This window comes from uncultured Pseudoteredinibacter sp. (assembly GCF_947500695.1).
GTDB lineage: Bacteria > Pseudomonadota > Gammaproteobacteria > Pseudomonadales > Cellvibrionaceae > Pseudoteredinibacter.
The window spans coordinates 129,890-153,354 of record NZ_CANMSS010000007.1 but is presented as its reverse complement, the minus strand read 5'-3'; the positions used below and the strand labels follow the sequence as shown (position 1 = coordinate 153,354).

General features: G+C 46.6%; 19 protein-coding genes. 11 read left to right on the top strand and 8 right to left on the bottom strand.

Annotated elements, in window-relative coordinates:
- Window positions 1-21: 21 nt before the first annotated feature.
- Together Q1A08_RS13805 and Q1A08_RS13800 are read left to right on the top strand one after the other, a co-directional pair.
- Complete coding sequence (locus tag Q1A08_RS13805; protein ID WP_299773881.1) at window positions 22-753, top strand: hypothetical protein; 732 nt, start codon at window positions 22-24, stop codon at window positions 751-753.
- A complete protein-coding gene (locus tag Q1A08_RS13800; protein WP_299773879.1) occupies window positions 746-1,912 on the top strand; it encodes a hypothetical protein in 1,167 nt (388 codons plus the stop codon). The genes Q1A08_RS13805 and Q1A08_RS13800 overlap by 8 nt, the downstream gene beginning before the upstream one ends.
- A 16-nt stretch (window positions 1,913-1,928) precedes the next feature.
- Here the strand turns inward: Q1A08_RS13800 and bioD are convergent, their stop codons facing one another.
- Genes bioD through bioB form a run of 4 tightly spaced genes read right to left on the bottom strand, consistent with a single transcriptional unit; the run spans window position 1,929 to window position 6,737 of the window.
- Window positions 1,929-2,621: a dethiobiotin synthase gene (gene bioD, locus Q1A08_RS13795; RefSeq protein WP_299773877.1), complete on the bottom strand. Its 693-nt coding sequence runs from the start codon at window positions 2,619-2,621 to the stop codon at window positions 1,929-1,931.
- 53 nt (window positions 2,622-2,674) lie between these two features.
- Complete coding sequence (locus Q1A08_RS13790) at window positions 2,675-4,447, bottom strand: alpha/beta fold hydrolase (protein WP_299773875.1); 1,773 nt, start codon at window positions 4,445-4,447, stop codon at window positions 2,675-2,677.
- Between the two features lie 15 nt (window positions 4,448-4,462).
- Window positions 4,463-5,638, bottom strand: a complete 1,176-nt coding sequence (gene bioF, locus Q1A08_RS13785) for an 8-amino-7-oxononanoate synthase (protein ID WP_299773873.1) — start codon at window positions 5,636-5,638, stop codon at window positions 4,463-4,465.
- A gap of 37 nt (window positions 5,639-5,675) precedes the next feature.
- A complete protein-coding gene (gene bioB, locus Q1A08_RS13780) occupies window positions 5,676-6,737 on the bottom strand; it encodes a biotin synthase BioB (RefSeq protein WP_299773872.1) in 1,062 nt (353 codons plus the stop codon).
- Between the two features lie 197 nt (window positions 6,738-6,934).
- Between bioB and Q1A08_RS13775 the strand changes: the two genes are divergently transcribed.
- The 3 genes from Q1A08_RS13775 to Q1A08_RS13765 all read left to right on the top strand — a co-directional run bounded on the left by Q1A08_RS13775 (window position 6,935) and on the right by Q1A08_RS13765 (window position 9,853).
- Window positions 6,935-7,648 carry a ComF family protein gene (locus Q1A08_RS13775; protein WP_299773870.1) on the top strand — a complete coding sequence of 238 codons (714 nt, stop codon included), beginning with the start codon at window positions 6,935-6,937 and terminating at the stop codon, window positions 7,646-7,648.
- Window positions 7,649-7,786: 138 nt separating this feature from the next.
- On the top strand, window positions 7,787-8,911 hold the full coding sequence (locus Q1A08_RS13770) for a beta-ketoacyl-ACP synthase III (protein WP_299773868.1): 1,125 nt from the start codon (window positions 7,787-7,789) through the stop codon (window positions 8,909-8,911).
- A gap of 120 nt (window positions 8,912-9,031) precedes the next feature.
- The gene (locus Q1A08_RS13765; protein ID WP_299773866.1) at window positions 9,032-9,853 is read left to right on the top strand and encodes a mechanosensitive ion channel family protein; all 822 of its coding nucleotides are present in this window, start codon (window positions 9,032-9,034) and stop codon (window positions 9,851-9,853) included.
- A gap of 63 nt (window positions 9,854-9,916) precedes the next feature.
- Here the strand turns inward: Q1A08_RS13765 and Q1A08_RS13760 are convergent, their stop codons facing one another.
- Window positions 9,917-11,335 (bottom strand): alpha/beta hydrolase-fold protein, encoded by a 1,419-nt coding sequence (locus Q1A08_RS13760; protein WP_299773864.1) that lies wholly within the window; start codon window positions 11,333-11,335, stop codon window positions 9,917-9,919.
- A 392-nt stretch (window positions 11,336-11,727) separates the two neighbouring features.
- On the opposite strand from Q1A08_RS13760, the gene Q1A08_RS13755 reads away from it, so the two are divergent.
- Both Q1A08_RS13755 and cysE read left to right on the top strand, forming a co-directional pair.
- Window positions 11,728-12,705 (top strand): serine/threonine protein kinase, encoded by a 978-nt coding sequence (locus Q1A08_RS13755; RefSeq protein WP_299773861.1) that lies wholly within the window; start codon window positions 11,728-11,730, stop codon window positions 12,703-12,705.
- A gap of 121 nt (window positions 12,706-12,826) precedes the next feature.
- Window positions 12,827-13,675, top strand: a complete 849-nt coding sequence (gene cysE / locus Q1A08_RS13750) for a serine O-acetyltransferase (RefSeq protein ID WP_299773859.1) — start codon at window positions 12,827-12,829, stop codon at window positions 13,673-13,675.
- A 41-nt stretch (window positions 13,676-13,716) separates the two neighbouring features.
- Here cysE and epmA read toward each other — a convergent pair whose 3' ends face one another.
- Both epmA and efp read right to left on the bottom strand, forming a co-directional pair.
- Window positions 13,717-14,706 (bottom strand): EF-P lysine aminoacylase EpmA, encoded by a 990-nt coding sequence (epmA, locus tag Q1A08_RS13745; protein WP_299773857.1) that lies wholly within the window; start codon window positions 14,704-14,706, stop codon window positions 13,717-13,719.
- A gap of 147 nt (window positions 14,707-14,853) precedes the next feature.
- On the bottom strand, window positions 14,854-15,423 hold the full coding sequence (gene efp / locus Q1A08_RS13740; protein ID WP_299773855.1) for an elongation factor P: 570 nt from the start codon (window positions 15,421-15,423) through the stop codon (window positions 14,854-14,856).
- Window positions 15,424-15,659: 236 nt separating this feature from the next.
- Here efp and epmB point away from each other — a divergent pair, with 236 nt between their 5' ends.
- The 3 genes from epmB (at window position 15,660) to Q1A08_RS13725 (ending at window position 20,891) form a co-directional block, all read left to right on the top strand.
- On the top strand, window positions 15,660-16,718 hold the full coding sequence (epmB, locus tag Q1A08_RS13735; protein WP_299773853.1) for an EF-P beta-lysylation protein EpmB: 1,059 nt from the start codon (window positions 15,660-15,662) through the stop codon (window positions 16,716-16,718).
- A 170-nt stretch (window positions 16,719-16,888) separates the two neighbouring features.
- The gene (locus Q1A08_RS13730; RefSeq protein ID WP_299773851.1) at window positions 16,889-18,655 is read left to right on the top strand and encodes a hypothetical protein; all 1,767 of its coding nucleotides are present in this window, start codon (window positions 16,889-16,891) and stop codon (window positions 18,653-18,655) included.
- 166 nt (window positions 18,656-18,821) lie between these two features.
- Entirely contained in the window at window positions 18,822-20,891 is a 2,070-nt protein-coding gene (locus Q1A08_RS13725; protein ID WP_299773848.1) for an EAL domain-containing protein, read from the top strand.
- 65 nt (window positions 20,892-20,956) lie between these two features.
- Here the strand turns inward: Q1A08_RS13725 and serB are convergent, their stop codons facing one another.
- Window positions 20,957-21,964, bottom strand: a complete 1,008-nt coding sequence (gene serB / locus Q1A08_RS13720; RefSeq protein ID WP_299773846.1) for a phosphoserine phosphatase SerB — start codon at window positions 21,962-21,964, stop codon at window positions 20,957-20,959.
- A 207-nt stretch (window positions 21,965-22,171) separates the two neighbouring features.
- On the opposite strand from serB, the gene Q1A08_RS13715 reads away from it, so the two are divergent.
- The gene (locus Q1A08_RS13715; protein ID WP_299773844.1) at window positions 22,172-23,365 is read left to right on the top strand and encodes a hypothetical protein; all 1,194 of its coding nucleotides are present in this window, start codon (window positions 22,172-22,174) and stop codon (window positions 23,363-23,365) included.
- Window positions 23,366-23,465 lie beyond the last annotated feature (100 nt).

The window sequence follows — 23,465 nt, the reverse complement described above, 5'->3', positions numbered from 1 at the left end:
CTTAGCGAGCCCTTTTAGCAAATGAACCATCCTTGGTGTCTACTCCCTGCCGTATTGCTATGCGCTTTGCTCAGTGTGCCGATGCACGCATTTGCGACCTCCCAAAACGGAACCATACCTTTGCTAAATACCAAGGGAGGCTTTAACGGTACTTGGGAGAAAGACTATGCTCGTAGTGATAACTGGGAACGCAGGGTCCGGGAAAAGCTATCAGAGCTACGCCGTCAAGCCGAACAACGTAATCGACGGCCGGAAAGTAGAGGCCAGATTGGCGGCATTAGCGTCATTAGCAACGCAGGGCGCGGCACCAATATAATTGATCTGGCCAGATTTACAGAGATGATTAGTCGCCACCACACCATGAAGATACTGCAGGACGAGAAACAGATTAGTATCGCTAGGGAGGGTGAAGCCAAGCTCATCTGCAGCACAACAGGCGAAAGGCTTGTTACCCAAAATGAATTTGCCGTAGAAACATGTCGCTGGGACGGGAAGCGTTTAATTTTTAGGATCCAGTTGGAAGAAGGTACTACTATCTACCATCGCTTTTTACTGTCACCAGCAGGAAACTCCATTAATTTGTTAACACGTGTATCCCACCCTGGAAGTCCAGCCTTTGAACTCGTGCAGTTTTATGAACGTTTTGACGGTAGCTATGAAGCCTATCAATGCAAACAAACCTTAAGTCGAGGCAAAGTCTGCAATTTAAGACATGATCAAAGCTCTGCAGCTGAGGCGAAAAATAATGATTAAGGCTATGTTTTGCCGCTTATTTTTTGTATTCGCAGCTATCATATCATCGGCCTGCAGCCAGCAGCCGCAGGTAAAACCTATTAATGATACTAACTTGGTTCCTCAAAACACCCAGCTACTACAGAGCCAGCAAGAAGAAGAGCTTGCACGAATTTTGGACGTCAGCATCGAGGTATTTGGACTACAGGCTACGACTGGTGGTAATAGCCAAGTAGAAAAACAAATATTTTCAGAAATAGCCGATATCGAACGCCAATATTTACCTGTATTGCTGCGAAACACCTTAGCAAAAAGTCGTTACTGGGGGGCAGTAAGTGTCGTTCCCAAAGAAGATTTGGCGGCAGAACTTTCAGTTAGCGGCCAGGTATTACAATCCGATGGTAATAGCTTAAGCCTCCATATCATCGCAAAAGATGCTAGTGGAATGATATGGCTGGACAAAAAATATCGGGCCCTAATGCAAGGGGGGCAACAGGCTGTACAAAAAAATAAAGAGCCGAATAAAGAATACAGCCACTTCTCGCAAGCTTGCCTAATACAAGAACTACCCTACCAAGAGCTTTACCATCAAATTGCTAACGACCTTTTAAGCTACCGATTAAGCTTATCAGACAAGGAGTTATTAGACATTCGTCGATTAGCGCAAATAAAGCACGCTCAAGACTTATCGCCTGATGCTTTTAATTCGCTAACTGAAGAGCAAGACGGCCGACTGTTGATCAAACGGCTTCTCGCTCATAACGATCCTATTTTAAAGCAGGTAGAGCGAATGCGAGCACGCCACTATATGTTTATTGAGGCTGTCGATGACCACTACCTAAATCTGCATCAAAAAATGGCTGCTATTTATCAACTATGGCAGCAATATTCTTGTGAGCGAGCTGAGGAGCTTAAACTCAGGGAGCTTACCCAAGGATCAAAAAAGCGAAGGTACAAAGGCGGCTATAGTGCCATAGCAGACAATTATAGACGCTATAAAATCAGTAAAATGTTTGAGCAGGAATGGCAACAACTCGCCAGTAGCTTTAAACAAGAAGTTGACCCCGCCGTGATTGAGCTTAATAACAGAGTCTACACATTGAGCGGAACTGTTGATCAACAACTTGAAGAATGGCGTAGTATTCTACGAGAGTTCTACAGACTACAGGGTTTGCCCTAAGAAAATAAGCAGCAATCTAATTATGTGATTCCGGTAAATGCAAATACTGGGAAGCACTGATAGCCGCATTCTCTTTTCCAGCTAAATTTGGTACAAAGCCTAAATAAGGGGCAGTCATTCTTTGTTTTAGGGTTTCTAGGTTTTCTTCCATGCAGCTCATATTGGGATCTACATGATTGGCCACCCACCCCGCTACCGTTAAGCCGTCTCGCCTAATGGCTTCAATCGTTAGGAGCGCGTGATTGATGCAACCTAGTCGCAATCCAACCACTAAGATAACCGGCAAACTCAGCTCTTTTGCGAGATCTGAGAAATCTTCTCGATCATTAAGAGGAACTCGCCAGCCGCCAGCACCTTCGACTACGGAAAAGTCATGTGGCGTAAACAAAGCACCACGGCAAAAACCAGCTAAGCGGCTAGCATTGAGCCTCACACCAGCCTGCTCGGCAGCGATATGTGGCGCGATTGCTGGCTCAAAGGCATAGGGGTTGATTTGCTCGTAGTCCAGCTCTTCCGACATAGCCTCCTGCAAAATCAAGGCGTCACTATTTCGCAAACCCTCATCACGACTTTCACTACCTGAGGCGACCGGCTTAAGCGCTAAGCTGCGTAAGCCTTCACTATTAGCCTTATGCAGTAAAGCCGATGCAATAAAGGTTTTTCCGGCATCGGTGTCTGTTCCAGTTACAAAAAACGTTTTCTTGGCCATGGTATGTTTGCAATGCTTGTTGAGTTTTCCGGTGTTTTGCTATCGAGTCATAACTAAGCTACAGGCTTCGTTAACTTTAAATAATACACCTGGTAGGTCAATGGCAATTTAGCCCCTTGCTCGCTATCGTAACGATATTCCTCATAGGCCGCTAGAAGTTTAGTGAGGCGTTCGCGTGAAGATAAACCTTCATTCTGGCCAGCATTCATATTCTGCGCCCCTAAGGTTTTCAACTCATAGCGTAGCTGTTTGAAATTATCAAAAGCCAAGTCTATATCAGCCTCTTCGAAACTAAAGCTTAATCCGCTCTTTTTTATTGGAGCGCATAGATCTTTAAGGGCACGAAAGCGATTAACATGCACCTTATCATCGACCTGTCGCCAAGCTTCACGAAGCTGCCATAAACTTCGCGGTCCTAGCGTAGCGATATAGGCAGTCGCCCCTGGTTTCAGTACACGATGGATTTCCTTAAAAAGCTGATCTTCTTGCTGGCACCACTGAATGGCTAAGCTCGAGAATATGCAATCTATACTTTCATTAGCCAGCGGTAGGGACTCAGCATCTGCTGCGATGTATTCCACATTCAGAAGCAAAATTTCTTCTTCACGCTGCCTTGCCTGCTGCTTGGAAAACTGCAACATACCTTCTGCAAGATCTAAGTTAAAAAGCCTCGTAGGGTTATGCTGCAGTACATTGCTTCGACTTTCAGATTTAGACTCCGATTTGCTAAAGCCCTGCTCTAGCAACTTTTGAAAATAAGCGGTACCGGAACCTAGGTCCAGTACCGCTTTTCCCACAAAATGCTCGGCAGGCACTTGAGAGAATAAACGCTGACAAATCTGCCGCTGCAAAGCAGCCACACTGTCGTAGCTTTTGGCAGATTTAGAGAAGCTTTTGGAGATGCGCATCTTATCCAGTCGATACGCAGCCGGGTTTTCTTTTAGGCTAGCCTGAAGCAGTAGTTCCGCCCGAGACTCTCTTGCAATCGAGGCCGGAATATTATGGCTACCCTTAAGCAGGCTTATTTGAATATTATCTTGCTGCAGATCTTCGATAGCCTTTGCTACAGCAACCGGCACAAGAGCATCACTTTCAGCTAGGATAAAATGAATATTTTTGTCTCTCGCCGTCTGCAAAGCGGCACGCGCATCAACTGTTTCGAGCAACTTCAGGCAATTAAGCCATTGTTTCTTACTTCCAGGCGCTGAAAAAAAGTCGTTACTAAAACCAATGGCCTTTAACTGCCGACGCCCCTCAATAATTGATTTTTTAATTTGCGTAGGACTCTGGCTATCATCTTTGTTTTGCAAGGCAACAAATCGGCTCAAACAAGCTTCTGGATTTTCTTCAAAGGAGCGGAGAAAGATCTCAAAGTCATTTGGATTCATTGCTGCCGGCCAATGCTCTTTGGCAACAAAGCAAGGGCCTACACCCAGACAGCTTAGCGATACTACTTTTTCAGAAGGTAATAGGCATTGGGCGAGCAAACCACCTAAGGAGTATGCAATTAAGTGGCAGCGCTTTGGCAGTGTATTTTCCAGCGCACAGAGTAATTCGCTTAGTTCAAACACTTCAGGCTCATCAATATCAGGCCCACTAATATCAGGCGACGAAGTATCAAATCCAGGCAGACTAATACAGTGGACATTAACTTTGCCTAGCATGGGTAATATGGGCTGCCAAATATCAGCCCCCATACCCCAGCCGTGAATGAGCACATAGTCTTCGGCTTGCGCATCATCGGCCCAATAAGATTTGCATTTTAGCTGCTGCAATTCAGCAAACTCTGGGTCCACTTTTAAATTAGGGTTACTCATCATATTCATTATCAACTGCCCTAATTATCCCACTAAGTTGCTCAACTGCTCTGCCAAGACATCCAATAGCCGATCAATATGTTCTAATTCATGATCTGCTGTAATGGTTATACGAAGACGGGCGCTATTAGCAGGCACTGTTGGGGGGCGAATCGCGGGAACATAAATACCTTGCGCCGAGATAGCCTCTGCAACTTTTAGAGCAATTTCAGAGGAGCCCAACAACAAAGGCTGAATCGCGGTACCGGAGGGCATCAGAGGCAAACCTAATTCATTGGCGGCTCCTCGAAAGTAAGCCACCAAACTATGCAATTTGGTACGACGCTCCGGTTCTTTTTGGAGCAGCTCAAGGCCCGCTAAACTTGCAGCAGCGACACTCGCTGGCAATGCTGTGGTATAGATATAGGGGCGCGCAAACTGAATTAGGCCTTCAATAAGCTCTTCACTACCTGCAATAAAAGCACCATAGCTCCCTATTGCCTTACCCAAGGTGCCCATCAAAATAGGCAGCTGTTGCTGATCAAGCCCCCAGTGCTCTGCACTGCCTGCACCGCTTTCCCCCAACACTCCAAAACCATGAGCATCGTCAGCCATTAATAGAGCACCTTCACGCTTAGCAATGCTTGCTAACTCTGCCAAAGGCGCTAAATCACCATCCATGCTATACACCGCATCAACGGCAATGAGTTTGCCTTCGGCATCAGCCCCTTGTAATCGCTGTTTCAAGTGCGCCAAATCATTATGGGCAAAACGGTACAGTCTCGCGCCACTTAATTGAGCACCGTCTAAAAGAGAGGCATGATTCAGGCGATCATGAAAGACCGCATCACCTTTGCGTAGCAATACTTGTTGCACGGCTAAGTTTGCCGCAAAGCCTGAAGAGAATAATAAAGCCCTATCGCGCCCAGTTAAGCGCGCCAAAGATTCCTCTAATTCTCGATGAAGATCGCTATGACCACTCACCAAGTGGGATGCCCCAGCACCAAAACCAAAACGCTTTAAACTCGCACTTGCTCTGTGAGCTAGATCAGGGTGATTAGCCAAGCCCAAGTAATCATTACTACTAAAGTTAAGCAGTGATTTACCGTCAACAGAAATCAAAGCACCTTGCGGTGAAGACAGGCTTTTGCGGCGACGATAGAGCTGTTGCAATGCTCTATCGTGCAAGCCGCCTTTTAAACGCTGCAAAAGAAGGGACATAATATTGCGATATGCTAATCAACAAGGCGCGAAGCAGTTACTTTGCAGCATTATAAAAATGCGCATCATATTTAGCTTCATTTACCGCTTGAAGCAGCTCTTCCTGAACGGTGTCGTCGTCTTTCTCGACTTCTTGCGGCTGCTCTAGGGTTTCAGCATTTATGCCTAAACGAGCAAACAATTTAGCGTCCTTACCTTCACCAGGGTTAGCAGCCGTCAATAATTTATCGCCTAAGAAAATTGAATTGGCGCCCGCCATAAAAGCCATAGCTTGCAACTCATCACTCATTTGCTCACGACCGGCCGATAAACGCACATAGGATTTGGGCATTACAATTCGCGCTACTGCGATCGCTCGTACAAACTCCAATGGATCGATATCGTCCATATTTTCTAGAGGCGTACCTTTGATACGAATCAGCATATTAATTGGAACGGATTCCGGGTGTTCAGGCAGATTCGCTAGATTTTGAATCAAACCGATACGGTCATTTTGCTCTTCGCCCATGCCCAGGATGCCACCACTGCATACTTTCATGCCGGCCGTTCGAACATGATCTAGAGTTTCTAAACGATCCCCATAGCTGCGAGTGGTAATAATGTCACCGTAGTATTCGGGTGAAGTATCCAAATTGTGGTTGTAATAATCTAATCCAGCTTCGGCCAGTTCACCGGCCTGATCTTCACTCAACATCCCAAGCGTCATGCAGGTTTCTAAACCCAAGGCTTTTACCTCACGCACCATCGCCGTCACATGAGGCATATCTTTCTTTTTGGGTGAACGCCAGGCGGCACCCATGCAGAATCGGGTTGCGCCTTTAGCTTTGGCATCTTTCGCTTCGGCTAAGACTTTTTCAACTTGCATCAAGCGCTCTTTTTCCAAGCCGGTGTCATAGCGCGCACTCTGTGGGCAATAGGCACAATCTTCTGGGCAAGCACCTGTTTTAATGGAACAAAGAATACTCACTTGAACCTGATTAGGGTCGAAGTTTTGACGATGCACAAGCTGCGCCTGAAACATAAGCTCGTTAAACGGCAGGTTCATTAGCTGGCTAATTTCCTGTCGGCTCCAGTCGTGGCGTAGCTCGGCGTTAATCATGGTTATTCTCTTTTTGCTGCTTTTCAAAGCGCTTATTCAATGGGAAGCCACAAACCAGTCTTTGGGCTCTAGCCTGTGATCTTAAGACTTAGCATCATAATTACTGAAGCCACATTGTCAACCCAGTTAACACACTCTGGTTAACAATAAGACTTAGGACGCTAAAATTAGGAAGATTGGAAGAATAGGGGGCAATCATGTCTAAGCAGGATTGGGCTGTAAACGCTCTAAACGCGCTCATAGCAAATCGTTGCTTGTTTTGCGGCCACAACGGCGACACTGTGTGTCGAGGCTGTTTTCAAGGTCTTCCCTGGCTAGAACACTGCTGCCAACGTTGCGCCCTACCCATCGGGGCAAAAGAGGGAATATGTGGCCACTGTCAAAAACAGGCACCCCCTTTTCAACACTGCATCAGCCTATGGAGCTATGAATTCCCCATCGATAAAGTCATTCAAGGCTTTAAGTATCAATATAAAAATGCCGCTAAGCGGTTTCTCTGCCTGCAGCTTGCCAAGCTCGTCGCCCAGCATAACAAACATGGAAACAGTAATTTCGATGCCTTACTGCCCGTCCCCAGCCACCCGTTAAAACGACTATTGCGGGGATACAATCAAGCCTATGTCTTGGCTAGGGTAGTCTCGAGGCATTGTTCAATACCTCTAATTCAAGCTGTTAAGAAATCACGCTGGACGGGCAGCCAGCAGGGGCTTGGGAGAAAGGCGCGTCTACAGAATTTAAAGAACAGCTTTCAATTAAACCGCCCCGTGGTGGGTATGAAGCTATTACTGGTAGACGATGTCATTACCACCACAAGCACCGCCAGCGTTATTAGCCATATGTTATTGGACGCAGGAGCAGAATCAGTAAGCGTAGCCAGTCTGGCCAGAACACCACAACACATGACCACTTAAGCCAATGCGGAATTAGACACCCACCCAAGGGCTAGGCGACAATTGCAGTAAGAGATTCAATTCTTAAAACATGGCAGATTTGACCAGTTTTGGCCAAATTAACGAAGTTTTACCGCATTTTGGAAACAAAACATCATTATGAATAAAAATATCGTCATTAGCGGCACCGGCCTATACGCCCCTCCGAACAGCGTAAGCAACGAAGAATTAGTAGAGGCACTTAATGCCCATGCCGATAAATACAATGAAGAAAATGCCGCTGCAATCGAAGCTGGCGAGCTAACAGCTAAAGCCAAATCCAGTGCAGAATTTATCGAAAAAGCCTCCGGTATTAAGAGCCGCTATGTTTATCGCAAAGAAGGTATTTTAGATGTTGATCGCCTCTGCCCAGTTATCCCACTAAAAGCCGAAGACGAAACCAGCGATCAAGCTTTAATGGCTATCGAAGCCGCCAAAGAAGCCATGGCTGCAGCCAATAAAACCGCCGCCGATATTGATGCTGTGATTGTAAGCTGCGCCTACACTCAGCGCTCTTACCCAGCCATTGCTATTGAAGTTCAGACAGCGCTAGGCATAGAAGGATTCGGTTTTGATATGTTGGTAGCCTGCTCGGCAGCGACCTTCGCCTTACAACGAGCCTATGAGATGGTTACCGCAGGTACAGCGCGAGCCGTACTATGTATTAACCCGGAGCTCACTACGCCTCAGATTGATTACTCTGATCGTGATAGCCACTTTATTTTTGGTGATGTCGCCACAGCGACTATTGTTGAAGCCGAAGACACCGCCAATTCCGAAAACTGCTGGGATGTATTAAGCACTAAGGCGTTCACCTCATTTTCTAACAATATTCGCTCAAGCTTCGGGCATGCCGCCCGCGCCAATGATGTTGACCCATTCTGGAAAGAGAACCTATTCCACCAAAATGGCCGTAAGGTATTTAAAGAAGTTTGTCCGATGGCCGCCGAGCACATTAGCGAGCACCTATCACGCCACGACCTAACTTCTGCTGATGTGAAGCGCTGGTGGCTGCACCAAGCCAACATCAATATGAACTTATTGATCAGCAAAAAATTACTTGGCCGCGACGCCTCTTTGGAAGAAGCACCGATTGTATTGGATGAATTCGCCAACACAGCTTCAGCTGGTTCATTAATTGCCTTCCACAAATATTCACAAGATTTGGCCGCTGGCGACCACGGTGTTATTTGTTCATTTGGTGCCGGTTACTCTATCGGAAGCCTGGTTATTCGTAAGCGTTAAGACGCCTAAAACCACACTTTCTCATCAATATGTGGGGCCCTTCGGCCCTGCATAATTCAGTTTCAATTCATCGCCAATTGCTAGCATCTGTTCCACTCTAATTTTAAGGGAGTTATAAAAATGGAACAGTTGAACCATTATTCTCAAGTCGCAATCGAGCTCATCATGAGCTATACCCCTCGCTTACTACTAGCCTTGGCCACACTATTAATAGGTCTTTGGCTAATCGGTATCGTGGTCAAAATCACCCAAGCCGGTTTAAAAAAATCTAATACTGATGAAACGCTGATTAGCTTTATCGGTAATATGATTTCATGGGGCCTCAAGGCACTCTTGGCACTCAGTGTCGCTTCCATGGTCGGTATAGAAACCACTTCATTTATCGCCGTATTGGGTGCAGCTGGCCTAGCTGTAGGCCTAGCTTTGCAAGGCAGTTTAGCGAACTTTGCTGGTGGCGTTTTAATTATTTTGTTCAAGCCTTATAAGGTTGGCGATTTAATTAAAGCCCAAGGTGAACTTGGTGTTGTGAAAGAAATTCAAATCTTCGTTACCGTGCTAGTCACTCTAGATAACAAACAAGTCATCGTTCCTAACGGCGCCATGTCTAATGGCAATGTGGTGAACTTTAGCGGCGAAGGCCAACTACGTGTTGACCTGTCTATTGGTATTTCTTACAACGCCGATATTGCTAAAGCCAAAGAAGTTATTATGAAGGTGATGGAAGATCACCCGAAAGTAATGGACAGCCCAGCACCATTTGTAGGGGTAGATTCCATGGGTGACAGTTCGGTAAATCTTTCAGTGTGGCCTTGGGCGACTCCAGATGATTACTGGGACGTTTACTTCGATATCAATGAGCAAATGAAGATTGCCCTAGATAAAGCTGAAATCAGCATCCCATTCCCACAGCGAGATGTACATTTGTACAATCATCAAGCTTAACGAGTGGAAAATACGAAAAAGCCGGCATTCGCCGGCTTTTTTAATGCTCGATTTTTTGAACTTCTAATCTTTATTCTGAATCTTCAACAACTCATCTTTTAAAATCGCAATCTTCCAATCTCTTTGCTGTTGCTGCTCCGCAAGTTCTAAGGCACGCTTAGCAGCCTGCTCTGCTTCGGGCCATTGCTTTTGAGCTTGGTGCCATTTTGCCATTGCCTGCTGCACGCTATAGTCATTGGCATTTTCTTTAAAGGAAGCTTGTAATAACTCAGCTGATTTATCGTACTCTTTTTCTCGAATCGCCAAAGCCGACAAGTGATTCGCCAAATCAATAAGCGACAAAGGTAAATACTGGGTAGTTTGTAAATACAAAGCGGCTGCCCTTTCAGCTTTTTCATCCTTGGGATATTGATGCATCAAAGCTTTAAATGTGTAGGGCGGAATAGCTTGCTTAATATTAAAGCGTTGTAAATAGTCCTGATAATGCTGACGAATTTGATCAAAGCTAGAATAGGCTGCCAAGTCTTTGTAGGAAATATACCAACCCGAAAATAGCTCTTTTAACGCGTGCCTTATAGCTGGCAAGGTAACTGAATCATGGTTCTCATCACTAAAGTGTTTAAAGTCCCACTTTATGGCTTGTGGACGATGACGATCCAACTGCTCCACCAAACCATAAACTCCCATTCGAGGCTCATTCCCTAGAGATAAAAACAACTTCTTTTCTGGAGCTTTAATTTTCTCTAAATAGTCCTCTACTTTTTCTTCAAGGCGATAATCTTCCCACCACATCATTGGGCTTATCGCTACATAAGCTGAAAAGCTGTCGCTGGAAGTCAGCAGACTGTTGATAACAAATAAGCCGCCAATAGACTGGCCCTGAATAATATCAAAGCCTGAACTGCGGTAAGTATTGTTGATTTCAGTTTTTAATTCATCATCAATAAATTTCAAGAAGTCTTCAGCATCACCACCTTTTCCCAAAGGCAAAGACGGCTGCATATTATTTCGATAGCTTTCAATGCCCTTAGCCGAGATGCCCACCACAATCAATTCAGGAATTAGTGGGTTATTTCCTTTAGCCAAATTCTCAACCATGGCTGAAATGCTTAGAAAGTTATAATCACCATCAATTAAGTACAAAACAGGGTATGTATAATCTGGCTTAGCGTGATAACTTGCTGGCAAGTAAACCTTGTAGTCTCGAGCCTCATCCAAAACTTCCGAGACAATGCTATGGGATTGCATAAACCCAAAGGGAGACCGAAGAGGCATCTCGGCGGCAGTTATCTCAGAGTCTAGTTCAGCAACATTCTCAGTAGCTTTCTCAGCGACTATGCCACCCTCTTGCTCACTGACTTCTGCCGCTTCATTGGCTTGAGACTCAAGCTTCGCCTGGGGGTCTTCTTGGGCGAAAGCGATACTGCTTAACGCTGTCGACAGCAAGATAATAGTCAATTTAGTGATGCGCTTAGCGAGCATGCTACAAACCTCTGAAACCGTTTAAAAATCACTCAGGATTATACGCATAGATTAAGCCGAGAAAAGGGCTTTATAGACATTTCTAGCCGAGTCAAAAGGCCTACTTACAGAAGATCAGCGATTTCAGAGAAAGCGCCCCTTAAAGCGTCCGAAAGCTAGCTGCTTGCTAGCGAATAAATAGCTAAGAAATAGCCAAGAAAATCACGTATGCTTGCAGCTCTACAGAGAGCCAATGCTAGCAGGCTGTTGAAAAACTACCTGCGTTGCCATCGCGTTGTTAAAAACAAGCTCAAAATGCTCATTTATTAAATATAAACTGCGCTTTTTCGCTTGTTTTTGCCTAGCGCTGACTGCCTCGAAAACGTTTTTCAACAGCCTGCTAGAGAGTTTTTATGCAACACCCTTACGACGCCCTTCAGCCTGAAACCGTAATTGACTCCGTCGAGTCCCAGGGCTTAATTTGTGATCTGCGTATCTACCCTCTCAATAGCTATGAAAATCGCGTATACCAAATTGGTATAGAAGACGCCCCAGCCCTAATCGGCAAATTCTATCGCCCTGAGCGCTGGAGCCGCGAGCAGATTCTAGAAGAGCATCGCTTTAGTTCAGAGCTGCGAGACCTCGATCTTTCTGTCGTCGCTCCATGGCAAAACTCAGCTGGCGACACCTTATTTGAGCACGCTGGGTTTATGTTTGCGCTATACCCTCGCCAGGGCGGTCATGCTCCAGAGACTGGGGATCTAGATCAGTTGTTCAGCATAGGCCGAGCTTTAGGGCGAATTCACCAGCTTGGCAAGCAAAGCGATTTTCAATATCGCCCGCGCTTAGATATTAAAAGCTATGGCACAGATAGCCGCCAATTCCTGCTGGATAATAAATTCATCCCCGATGAGTTAATCCCAGCTTATGACAGCTTGAGCTTAGATATTCTGCAAAGAGTGGAAGATGTTTTTGCTCGCAGCAGCGCAAAGTGGATACGTTGTCATGGTGACTGCCATATCGGCAATATTTTGTGGCGCCACGATACTGCACATTTCGTTGATTTTGATGATGCCCGCATGGCCCCAGCGGTTCAGGATTTATGGATGTTGCTCTCTGGCGAGCGCAATCAGCAAACCGAGCAACTTAGCGAGATTCTTGAGGGCTACCGAGAATTTTGTGATTTCGACACCGCTGAAATCCAGTTGATCGAGGCCTTACGCAGCTTACGCCTAATGCAGTATTCGGCCTGGCTAGCTCGTCGCTGGTCCGACCCAGCCTTTCCAAAAGCCTTCCCCTGGTTTAATACTGAGCGCTATTGGGCAGAGCATATCTTATCGCTAAGGGAGCAATTGGCAGCTATGCAAGAGCCTAGCCTGCAAGTGTTTTAGCTCGGTAATGAGTCACCCGAAACTACATTAGACTTTACAAAAATTGATCACCCTATCAGGCGAACTTAGCACTGATAAGATATAGTTGTACTACTAAGTGATTACCAATAGGTGTAGGCGAATGAGTATTAGCGCCCCTAAAAGCCAAAGTGAACATAATGGCCAAGCAATTGACCATCAAGGCGACTTTATTTGGCAAAGCATCCGACAAGAAACTCAGCAACAGGCCCAAAAAGAGCCAATTCTTGCGAGTTTTCTGCATGCCACCATTTTAAATCACGAATCCCTCGAGTGCTCATTGAGCTATCACCTAGCCAACAAATTAGAAAGCCCCGAAGCCTCTGCCTTGTTAATTCGAGAGGTTATTCATCAGGCCTTACGCGATGATGCTAGCATCGGCGCAGCCATGCGTGCCGATATTGCTGCGGTGAAACATCGCGACTCAGCCTGCGACTCCTTATCGATACCCTTTTTATACTACAAAGGCTTTCATGCTTTACAAGCCTTTAGAGTGGCCAACTGGCTTTGGCGCCATGATCGCAAAGCACTAGCACTGTTTTTTCAAAATAGAATTTCGGTCGTGTTTTCGGTAGATATTCACCCAGCGGCGACCATCGGCCAAGGCATTATGCTGGACCACGCCACGGGTATTGTGATTGGTGAAACTGCTGTCGTTGAAGACAATGTCTCCATCATGCAGGCCGTCACACTCGGCGGTACCGGTAAGGTTTCTGGCGACCGTCACCCTAAAGTTAGAGCCGGGGTATTGATTAGCGCCGGTGCAAAAATTATCGGCAATATTGAAATTGGTGAAGGCTCAAAGGTTGGTGCCGGCAGTGTGGTACTAAAAGATGTTGCCCCTCATACGACCGTTGCGGGAGTACCTGCAAAGGTTGTTGGCTGCCCCGACAGTGAACAACCCGCTTTGAATATGAACCACAATCTGAATTGCAATTTGGATGATATTTAAGGCGATCAAACATCGCCCTAAGAAGCCTATTATAAAAAAGCCTAGGCTCGCGACCAAGCAAAGCTCAATACTTCTTCAATATGCTGAGCTTTGCTAAGTTGTAATAACAGTCTATCCACCCCCAGCGCCACCCCTGCACATTCTGGCAAGCCTCTTTCCATAGCCGCCAATAAACGTTCGTCGATGCCAACCTGAGGCAGGCCACTTTGCTGGCGCTGTTGGTTATCAGCCACAAAGCGCTGGCGCTGCTCTTGGGCATCTTGCAACTCCCAATAACCATTGGCCAGCTCCATACCGTTTAAAAACACTTCAAATCGTCGCGCTACTAGCTGCCCATGCTCATTCTGGGCCAGGCGAGCCAATGCCGATTGGCACGCCGGATAATCATAAATAAATAGCAATCCGTTACTTAGCTTAGGCTCTATACATTGGCTGATTAGAATATCTAATGCTGTGCTTTTGTCTTCACAGCGATAATCGCCCATATCCAAGTACTGATCGATGCATTGCTGTAGTTCAGGCAAGCCAGCTTCGTGCGGATCTATCTCTAGGTGCTCGACAAAAACTTCTCGATAGCTGAGGTATTTTACATTTAACTCAGTGGCCGGAAGGCTCAATTGAGCTGCAATCAACCTGGCCGCTTGGCAGACCAACTCAGCTAACTCCGGCATCAATTGATGATCATCCAAGCCCAAGCGATACCATTCCAACATGGTAAACTCGACATTGTGTCGGCGGCCACTTTCACCGGCGCGAAACACTTTTGCCAAGCTATAAATATCCCCAGAGCCTGCGGCCAATAAACGCTTCATGGCGTATTCGGGCGAGCTTTGCAGGTGGTAATTTTTCCCTTGGTGGAGACAAGGTAAGCATTCGATATACGGATCGCTTACGGGGTGCTGAGCGAGTAAGGGCGTTTCAACTTCCAGCACTGAGCGCTCGTGAAAAAACTCCCTTATAAAGCGATTCAGAATTGCTCTAAGACGCAGAGTTTCAAAGTTTGCATTGGGTTGCCAGTCTGCTTCTGTCATTTTTCACCCCATGTTTCGATTCATGTTTCAGCGGTTTTGAAGGCAACTTGCACTCAAGACTTTTAACTATCTAGTTTTAAAACGGCCAAAAGCAAACAGGCCAGCAATTAGCTGGCCTGTTCAATAAGGAATCATGCAAAGAGCAAATTAGTCTTTTGCACGGCCAATGTATTCACCGGTGCGGGTGTCTACACGGATCGTCTCACCTTGAGACAAGAACAAAGGAACCTTAACAACAGCACCAGTAGACAAGGTCGCTGGCTTAGAGCCTCCGTTAGCGGTATCGCCTTTAACACCTGGATCAGTTTCAGTGATTTCTAGTTCAACATGATTTGGCGGAGTAACAGCCAATGGTGAGCCGTTATAAAGAGTTACCGTTACGACATCCTGCTCGCGCAACCACTTAGCAGTCTCACCAACGGCTTTCTCGTCCGCTTGATGCTGCTCATAGCTGGTAGGATCCATGAAATGCCAAAACTCACCATCGGTGTAGAGGTATTCCATATCGTAATCCATTACATCGGCGCCTTCTAAGCTTTCACCTGATTTAAAGGTGCGCTCCCAAACGCGGCCAGTATTTAAGTTACGCAATTTAACGCGGTTAAAGGCCTGACCTTTACCAGGTTTTACGAACTCATTATCCAAAATAGAGCATGGCTCGCCATCGAGCATTACTTTCAGGCCGCCACGAAATTCATTGGTAGAGTAATTTGCCATGGTTGTTTCCAATCTTACGTTCAAGGCTATACTCGATTTGGCCTAGGCCCCTGTCAGTACCTGCTACGCATCAAATTGAATTTAGATACGAGCCCAACAGTTAGATCGAGCGTAAAGCCGGCCATTATACCTAGCATTAACGCTAAGTTCGAGAGCCAGCCACAGAACTGCTACAATAGCCGCTGATATGTTTATAGCCCCCTCATTGCCCCAATAGCGTCTCCGATACCACTTATATGAACACCACCCTTCCACCTATAAAGTTAGTGTCGCCTGAAGACGATGGCCTCAAAGGGGATAGCTCCCAATATGGCTTATCCCAAGGTAGCTGGCAGCAAGAGTTGCAACAGTTGATACGCTGCCCCAGTGAGCTGGCCGAGCTCTTAAACATTAGTTTGGACGAACTCTGTCCTAAGGCTAATGAACAATTCGAGCTACGAGTGACTCGACACTTTGCCGGCTTGATGCAAAAAGCTGATCTGCAAGACCCTTTGTTACTGCAAGTCATGCCAGCCTTGGCCGAAACCCTTGAGCACAGCGCTTATAGCAAAGAGCCTCTAGAAGAGAGTGAGCAGTTTAACCCCCTCCCAGGTGTCATTCATAAGTACAAAGGGCGTCTATTGCTGATGGCCAGCAACCAATGCGCGATTAACTGCCGTTATTGTTTCCGACGCCACTTTCCCTATCAAGATCACCATCTTGGACGCAAACAGTGGCTGGATGCCATTAATTACATTGCCCAAGATAGTAGTCTTAGCGAGGTAATCTTGAGTGGCGGAGACCCTCTAAGCCAAGGTGATAAGCAGCTATCCTGGCTAACAGAGAAGCTTTCACAAATCCCTCACATCAAACGCCTGCGCGTTCATAGCCGCCTACCGGTAGTACTTCCACAACGGGTATGCAGTGAATTATTGGGCTGGATGAACAGCAAACACTTACAAACATCCCTGGTTCTGCACATCAATCACCCCCAGGAGATTTCCCCTCAACTGAAGCAGGCCTGCCTCACTTTAAAAGACGCTGGTGTACGCCTATACAATCAGTCGGTGCTTTTAAAAGGTATCAACGATGATGTCGATATCCTAGCAAGCTTAAGCGAAGCGCTTTATGAGTGCTACATTCAACCCTACTACCTACATCAGCTCGACAAGGTACAAGGTGCCGCGCACTTTCAGGTAGATGATCGGCATGCCCAAGCGCTATATCACCAGCTACGCGCTGAGTTACCGGGCTATCTGGTGCCACTATTAACCCAAGAAATCCCAGGCCAGCCAGCGAAAACTCCCATAATCTAGTCTATTATTGTGATAAGCTTCACACTAAATGCCGAAGATGAGTAGCAGCATATTGAATAGAGGCTGAATATTTGCTGCTACTGAACAATAAATCACCTAAATGTTATTACTCTAAGCTAGAGTTAAGAATGAAGAGTAATGGCTACTAATTAGGAAATAATGAGTTTTCAATGAGCGCTGTTGGAATAGCTATCAAACTGTTTGGGCGGATCAAACTCCCCCCCCAAGACTTGGAGTCGCTAAGCTTTTGCAAAGGCTACCGCCCCCAAGATGTTGCGGCGTGGGCCGATAGCCTACCTGCCACCAGAGTGAACCACACTAGCGTAATCTTATACAAAGCACTACCCGAGGTCGCTAGGTTACAAGCCAAGCCCAATCAGCGCCTAGCTATGTTAGAAAGCCTAAGACCTTATGTGCAACGATGCATTCAAGGTCTTTCACAGAGCTTTCTAAACAAGCCTGTGGTGCTGCCAGAAGATGCCATGAAAGCGGCGATTGTTGCTTTGGCCCTGCAAAAACACATTACCCATGGCTACTGTATCGTCGCTCGTGATATTGCCTGTGACGCTAAGCTCAACGACGGTGACCCGCAAAACCCTCATGCCCAGGCGCTTACTTTAGCTTTACATCGTGCCATTAACGGTCTGAGCATCCAACTTATGAGGAGCTATCAGCTCTATGCCGCTACAACGCCAAGCCTTTGGTTGAGCATGCACAGCTTGTTTCAAGTGGCGCAAAACTCAGCCTTAGACCAATTGCCTGTGGCAGATGAACTACTGAGCCATGTTTCTCAAAGTACCATTCGCGAAGCCTATCAACGAATTATTTTGCTTGCCTGCGCAAACCCCAATAAGTTGCGCCAATTTGATGTTTCAACGGCCTACAAGCTATTGGAGCTCTGGGCATCGCATATACGATTGCGCCCCAACAAAAGCGACGCTGAGTCGGTCTTTGTGGTCAATCCCAATAGCGATAGCCCACCTAGCCCCAAGAGTTTAATCCCTCTTGCCGAGTTAGAAGGCTGCCTGGCTGTCGATATTGCTCCACTGTTATCCACACTAGATAAGCAACTTGGTGGAGAGCTTGAAGGCAATGATGTTCTCACTATTCCTAAAGGAATCAGTACTTCCCTCATTGCGCACTTAACAGAAGCCTGGAGCACCCAATACCATCGTGCTCACGAGCGAGTAAGCTACAAACAAAAGCTAGATGCACTGGTTGGTATGAGTGGCATTCACTTCCACCTCAGCGGCGGTATTCCGTTTGAAAGCTTCGTACTAGGCTCAGGAAAAGTAAATTTAGGACAAGATAATAACCCCTACCTAAAAGATCAAAAGCAAGAAGCCAGCAGTGACGACCCTTGGTCCAACGCCTTTGATGCCGGCGGCAGCGGACGAAACTTTGACCCCTTACTGTTCTCAACCTTAGATATTGAATCTCAGCTTGCAAAGCGCGAGCATGAGCAGGAAAAGAACAAATTTCCCATACACCAGGTCATCAGCGAAGATCGCAGCCAAGGTGGCTATTGTCTAAATTGGCAGCAAGACGTCCCAAAATCCCTAAAATCCGGAGAGCTGATTGCCCTCAGAGAAGGTGATGCCACCGGTTGGACACTCGGCATGATCCGCTGGGTTAGACAAAGTCGCGGCGCCAGCTCTTTTGGTGTGGAACTTTTATCAAGTCTCGCGAGTCCATTTGGAGCCTCTTTAATTCATAAAAGCGGTGATAATGCCGATTATATGAGAGTGTTCTTTCTTCCTGAGCAGAAAAGCATGCGCAAGAAGGCCTGCTTGCTTACGCCTTCTGTGCCGTTTCAAGAGGGGCAAAAGGTGCGCCTAAATCGCCGCGGGGAAGAGAAAACGGTACAACTCACCCGTAAAACGATGGATACCGGCTCAATCAGTCAGTTTGAGTTCAGAACACTTGAGACAGGCTAAACGTAGCCCGCCAAAAATAGAAATGCATCTGTAACGCGGGTTTCACCTTGCAAGTCGATGGGTTAGTATTAGCCTCCCTTAACTTAGGCCAGCCATAGCTATTTACTTGGTTCGCTTGAGGTTTCGGCAAAGTTTGCGTTGTATTTGCCACGAGTTTTAATGGACGATGATGATTTCCGATCAGACACTACGGCTACTCATTCTGAATGACTCAGAAAGCGAGGCAGAACGCCTCATCAGCATGCTGCACAATGCTGGCAAGAATGTCCGTGCCCAGCTGGTCAATGCCGAAACCATGGAAGCACAGTTGCAGGAGCAAAACTGGGAGCTGCTCATTGCCGAAGATAGCTGCGCCGATGTCGATCATTGCATCCAGGTCATTCGCCGACACAATAAAGATGTTCCCGTTATCCTACAAAGCGATCGCGAAGGCAGCCATGTCGCCGTAGAAGGTATGAAACGTGGTGCCTGCGATGTGGTTCAACTAGACCAAGATCAGCACCTACTCTTAGTTATCGACCGCGAAATGGAGAATCGCCGTCAACGGCAGCAACGTGTTCAATCCGACAAAAAGCGCCGGGAAGCCGAACAACGAGCCCACGAGCTATTAGATAGTTCCCGTGATGGCATCGCTTTTATTCAAGATGGCCTGTGCTTATACGTAAACAGCTCTTTCGCCGAGCTATTAAAGTACAGCGATGCCGAAGAGGTTGAGTGCACCCCAGTAATTGACTTGGTTGAAAGCTCTCAGCAAGCCGAAGTGAAGGCTTTTTTGCAGCAGTTCACCCTACAAGGTGGTGAATTTGAGCAGCAGCAATACAAACTAAGATGTATCTGTGCCGACGATAGCGTTCAAGAGCTAACCGTATCCCTCAGCCATGGTCGCTTTGAGGAAGAGCCCTGTATTGAACTGCGAACTCAAAGTAATGTTCAAGATCAAGACTTGGTCGAAGAGATGCAAAAGATTAAGCAGCTCGACCACGGCACTGGCCTGTATAACCGCCAGTTTATGAACAAACACCTCAATAACTTGCTAAATTCAGATACGCCACAGGCTTTTGTGTTGCTGATTGAGGTCGATCACTTTTTTGAACGTGTCCAGCCCAAAGTGGGCCTAAGTGCTAGTGACGATGTTCTTAAGCAAGTCGCTGATATCATCCAGCCTTGCCTAGGTGAAAAAGACATACTGACACGCTACGCTGATGATGCCTTTATGGTATTAAGCCAGTTGCCCACCATGGAAGCCGTGCAGCAATGCTGCCAAAAAATTCTGCAGAGTTGTAACGACAGCATTATTGAAGCCAATCAGAAAACCGTGCAAATCAGCAGCAGCATCGGCATAGCCGTAATCAATGAGAATTCCACCGATAGCGATACCGTTATCGATCAAGCAGCCGAAGCGATTAGTAAGATTCGCAGCGACGCTGAAAACAATAGCAACACCATTAAAGTATTCGAACCAGAGCGCATCGGCTCCAACAAAACCAACGCTGATGATATTCAAACAGCCATTAGCCAAGGGCGTTTCCGCTTATTGTTCCAGCCGGTGATTTCACTGCGAGGTTCAGGTGAGGAGTTTTATGAAGTACTTCTACGAATGCTTGATGAGCAAGGTGAAGAGATATCGCCCGCTCACTTTTTAGATCTTGCAAAGTCTATAGGCAGTGCTGCCAAGCTGGATCGCTGGGTCATCCTCGAATCAATGAAAACACTGGCCAAGCAACGTAGCCAAAATCCAAAAACCAAGCTGATGATTACCGTAAGTGCTGATTCTATCCAAGATCGCACCTTAATTGCTTGGGTAAGTCGAGTTTTACAGGCTGCCAAAATTGGCGCGAATAGCGTGGCTTTTCAAATCAGTGAAAAAGATGCCAATCAAAATTTGAAAGACACGCAAAGCTTTATCAAGGAAGTTCACGCGATTAAAGCAAGCTGCGTTATCACCAACTTTGGCTGCTCATTAAACCCAAGCAACACCATTAAGCACCTGGATACTGAGCTTTATAAAGTTGATGGTTCTTTCGCTTTGGATATCCAAAATAACAATCAGAGCCCAGATGCCCTGATCGCGTTGCTAGAAGAGCTGCATGAGGCTGGGAAAACCAGCTTTATTCCGCAAGTGGAGAATGCCAGCATTTTATCCAGTCTATGGCAGGCTGGTGTGCATTATATTCAGGGGCATTATTTACAAGCGCCTGCTCCAACCATGGAATATGACTTCACAATGGATGGCTAGGGCGTACAGCCCAAGCCATTTAATCCAACTAAATGACCCCAAAAACTAGCTGGGAAGCCCAGTAGTTAGCTATCTTTGCTTTGTGCAAGCAGATATAACACCGCATCCAAACCTAGGGTGCTAATACTAAACTCAGCTTGCTCTCTCACGATTGGCTTGGCTCGATACGCCACACCCATACCCGCCTTCGCCAACATCAAAAGATCATTGGCGCCATCACCAACCGCTATGGTACTGCTCATTGGCACACTGTATTCAGCTGCCAACTGCTCCAGTAGCTCTGCTTTGCGCTGAGCATCAACAATATCGCCAATCGCTTTACCAGTGACCTTGCCATCAACAATATCCAAGCGATTTGCAAATATTTGATCAAAACCAAATCGCTGCTGTAGCTGGCCAGCAAAATAATCAAAACCACCCGAGAAAATAGCCGTTTTAAACCCAAGCTCCTTAAGTCCGGCGATAAGTTCTGGCATACCGGGAGACAATGGGATATTCGCCGCAATATTGGCCAATACCGATTCGTCCAAACCCTGTAGAGTTGCCATACGCTGAATAAAGCTCTCGCGAAAATCCAGCTCGCCACGCATGGCCGCTTCTGTAACAGCAGCTACCTGCTCCCCTACGCCAGCGGCTTTGGCCAGCTCATCAATAACCTCTACCTGTATCAGAGTTGAGTCCATATCAAAGCAAGCCAAAGCACCCTCTTCGCGGATAAAAGGCGCGACACCTTCAGCTAAATAATTGACTTCAATGCCGACTTCAAGGCTAAGATTTTTTAGGGTGGCTATTTTACTGACTTGATCTGGGTTTAAAGGTGCATCAAGCAGTAGCTGCCAAGCTTGGGAAGAAAGCTTATCGATCAACAGCTGCTTAATGTTTAAATCTAATAGGCTCCGCCAAAGCGTTTTTAGAGGCTCAATTTCCAGCTCAGTGGACATGATGATTAATCGGGCCTGATCTGCAGAAGGGCTTTGCTCAGCTTGCGGCAGCGATTGCTGGCTGCCCAGCAGCTCTTGTACTAGATCACAGCGCAGGCTGCTCTGGCTAAGAGAAATTGCGGGAGTACTCATAATGGTGACTTTATATCTATGCTATGGGAAGACGGCATTATAAAGCCCCCGCCTTATAAAGCTCTACTTTTCGAATCGCCATGTTGGCCAAGCGGCCACGCTTGTTTAGAATATCAAACGCTTATAGCCAGCGCAGATTCACTTTTAGGGGCTATAATTGGAACCTTGACTACAATTTCACGACAAAAAGCGTAAGATAACTGTGATTTGCTAGTTAAGAAGCTGCTAGTTGAAAAGAAGTCAAAACAGCTAAACCTATACCGAATTATTAGAGAACGTAATTTACAGCCCATGAAATTGCCCGCCATTCCCAAGCTTTCGGCCTTTTTGCTGGGCGCATTTGTTACGGTCTTGATCTTAAGCTGGGCGAATCAGAACCAGCTTAAGCAACAACAAATCGAGCTGAATCAGCATTACGGCTCAGTACTCGCGCGCAAATTAGCCCAGCAAGCTGAAAACCCAACTCTTACTCGAGATTTGGTTAGCTTGCAGGTTCTAGCCGAAGCCACCAAACAAGAAAAAGGTATCGCCAGCGTTACCTTTCACAGCGTGGACAACAAGCTACTCGCCCAAGCTGGCAAAACCGCCAGACAAAAAGGGGCCGATAAATCCCAGCAAAGTTTTAGCGCGCCAATCAATCTACAAGACTCGGTCGCCGGTTACGTTACCATTGGCTTAAATAGCCAAGAGTTGCTGCAACAACCTCAAGCCTATGGATTACAGCTACTCGCGCTATTATTACTCGCAGCGGCCATTATCAATATTTACCTTGAGCCGCAGCGCCATGAAGCCAAGCAGAATAAAAACAGCCAAGAGCAAGAAAGCCTATTAGTAACTCCCGAAGCTGAAGCGCCGATCTGCGCTTGGCTAGTAGTGCAAAGCGGCAACCTGGCCAGCCTCCAAAAGCAACTGAGCGCCGCGGCTTTACAGGAGCTTTTGGACGAGTTTAATCAGCAATTACAAACCGTGTTAAATTTGTATCAAGGCGAATTGCTGTGGGTGGATGGAGATTCTTTTCATTGTGGCTTTAGGCAGTGCTCAGCCGGCGATAATGACCAAGGGATTTTCAATGCCATTTGCTCAACAAAACTGCTCGTCGAATTAGGAAGCAGCCGCCAAGGTATCAAGCTGCACTTTAAAGCTGCCATTATTCCTCCAGCAGCAGGCGGCTGCTACAGTGAGTTATTCTCGGCCTATCGCGACAGCCAAGAGCAACGCCGCCAACTCGACGCTTTAGGCCATGCCAGCCTTTTGCTAGATAAGCGCCTACTTGAAGACAGGCATGTGCTTGAGCAGCTGGAGTTCACGGAAGATCAACACAATGTCTATATCGATGCGATCAAAGCACCTTATTTAGATCTGCTAAAGGAGCAACTGAAGCACCTGAGAAGCCTGGCTTAGCAAGACTCTCTCAACAAAAAACTCTCTCAACAAAAGCCCCACCAAATAAGGCTGGACAACACAGCGTCACAGAAATGTCATCGAGCTGTCATGTACAGGT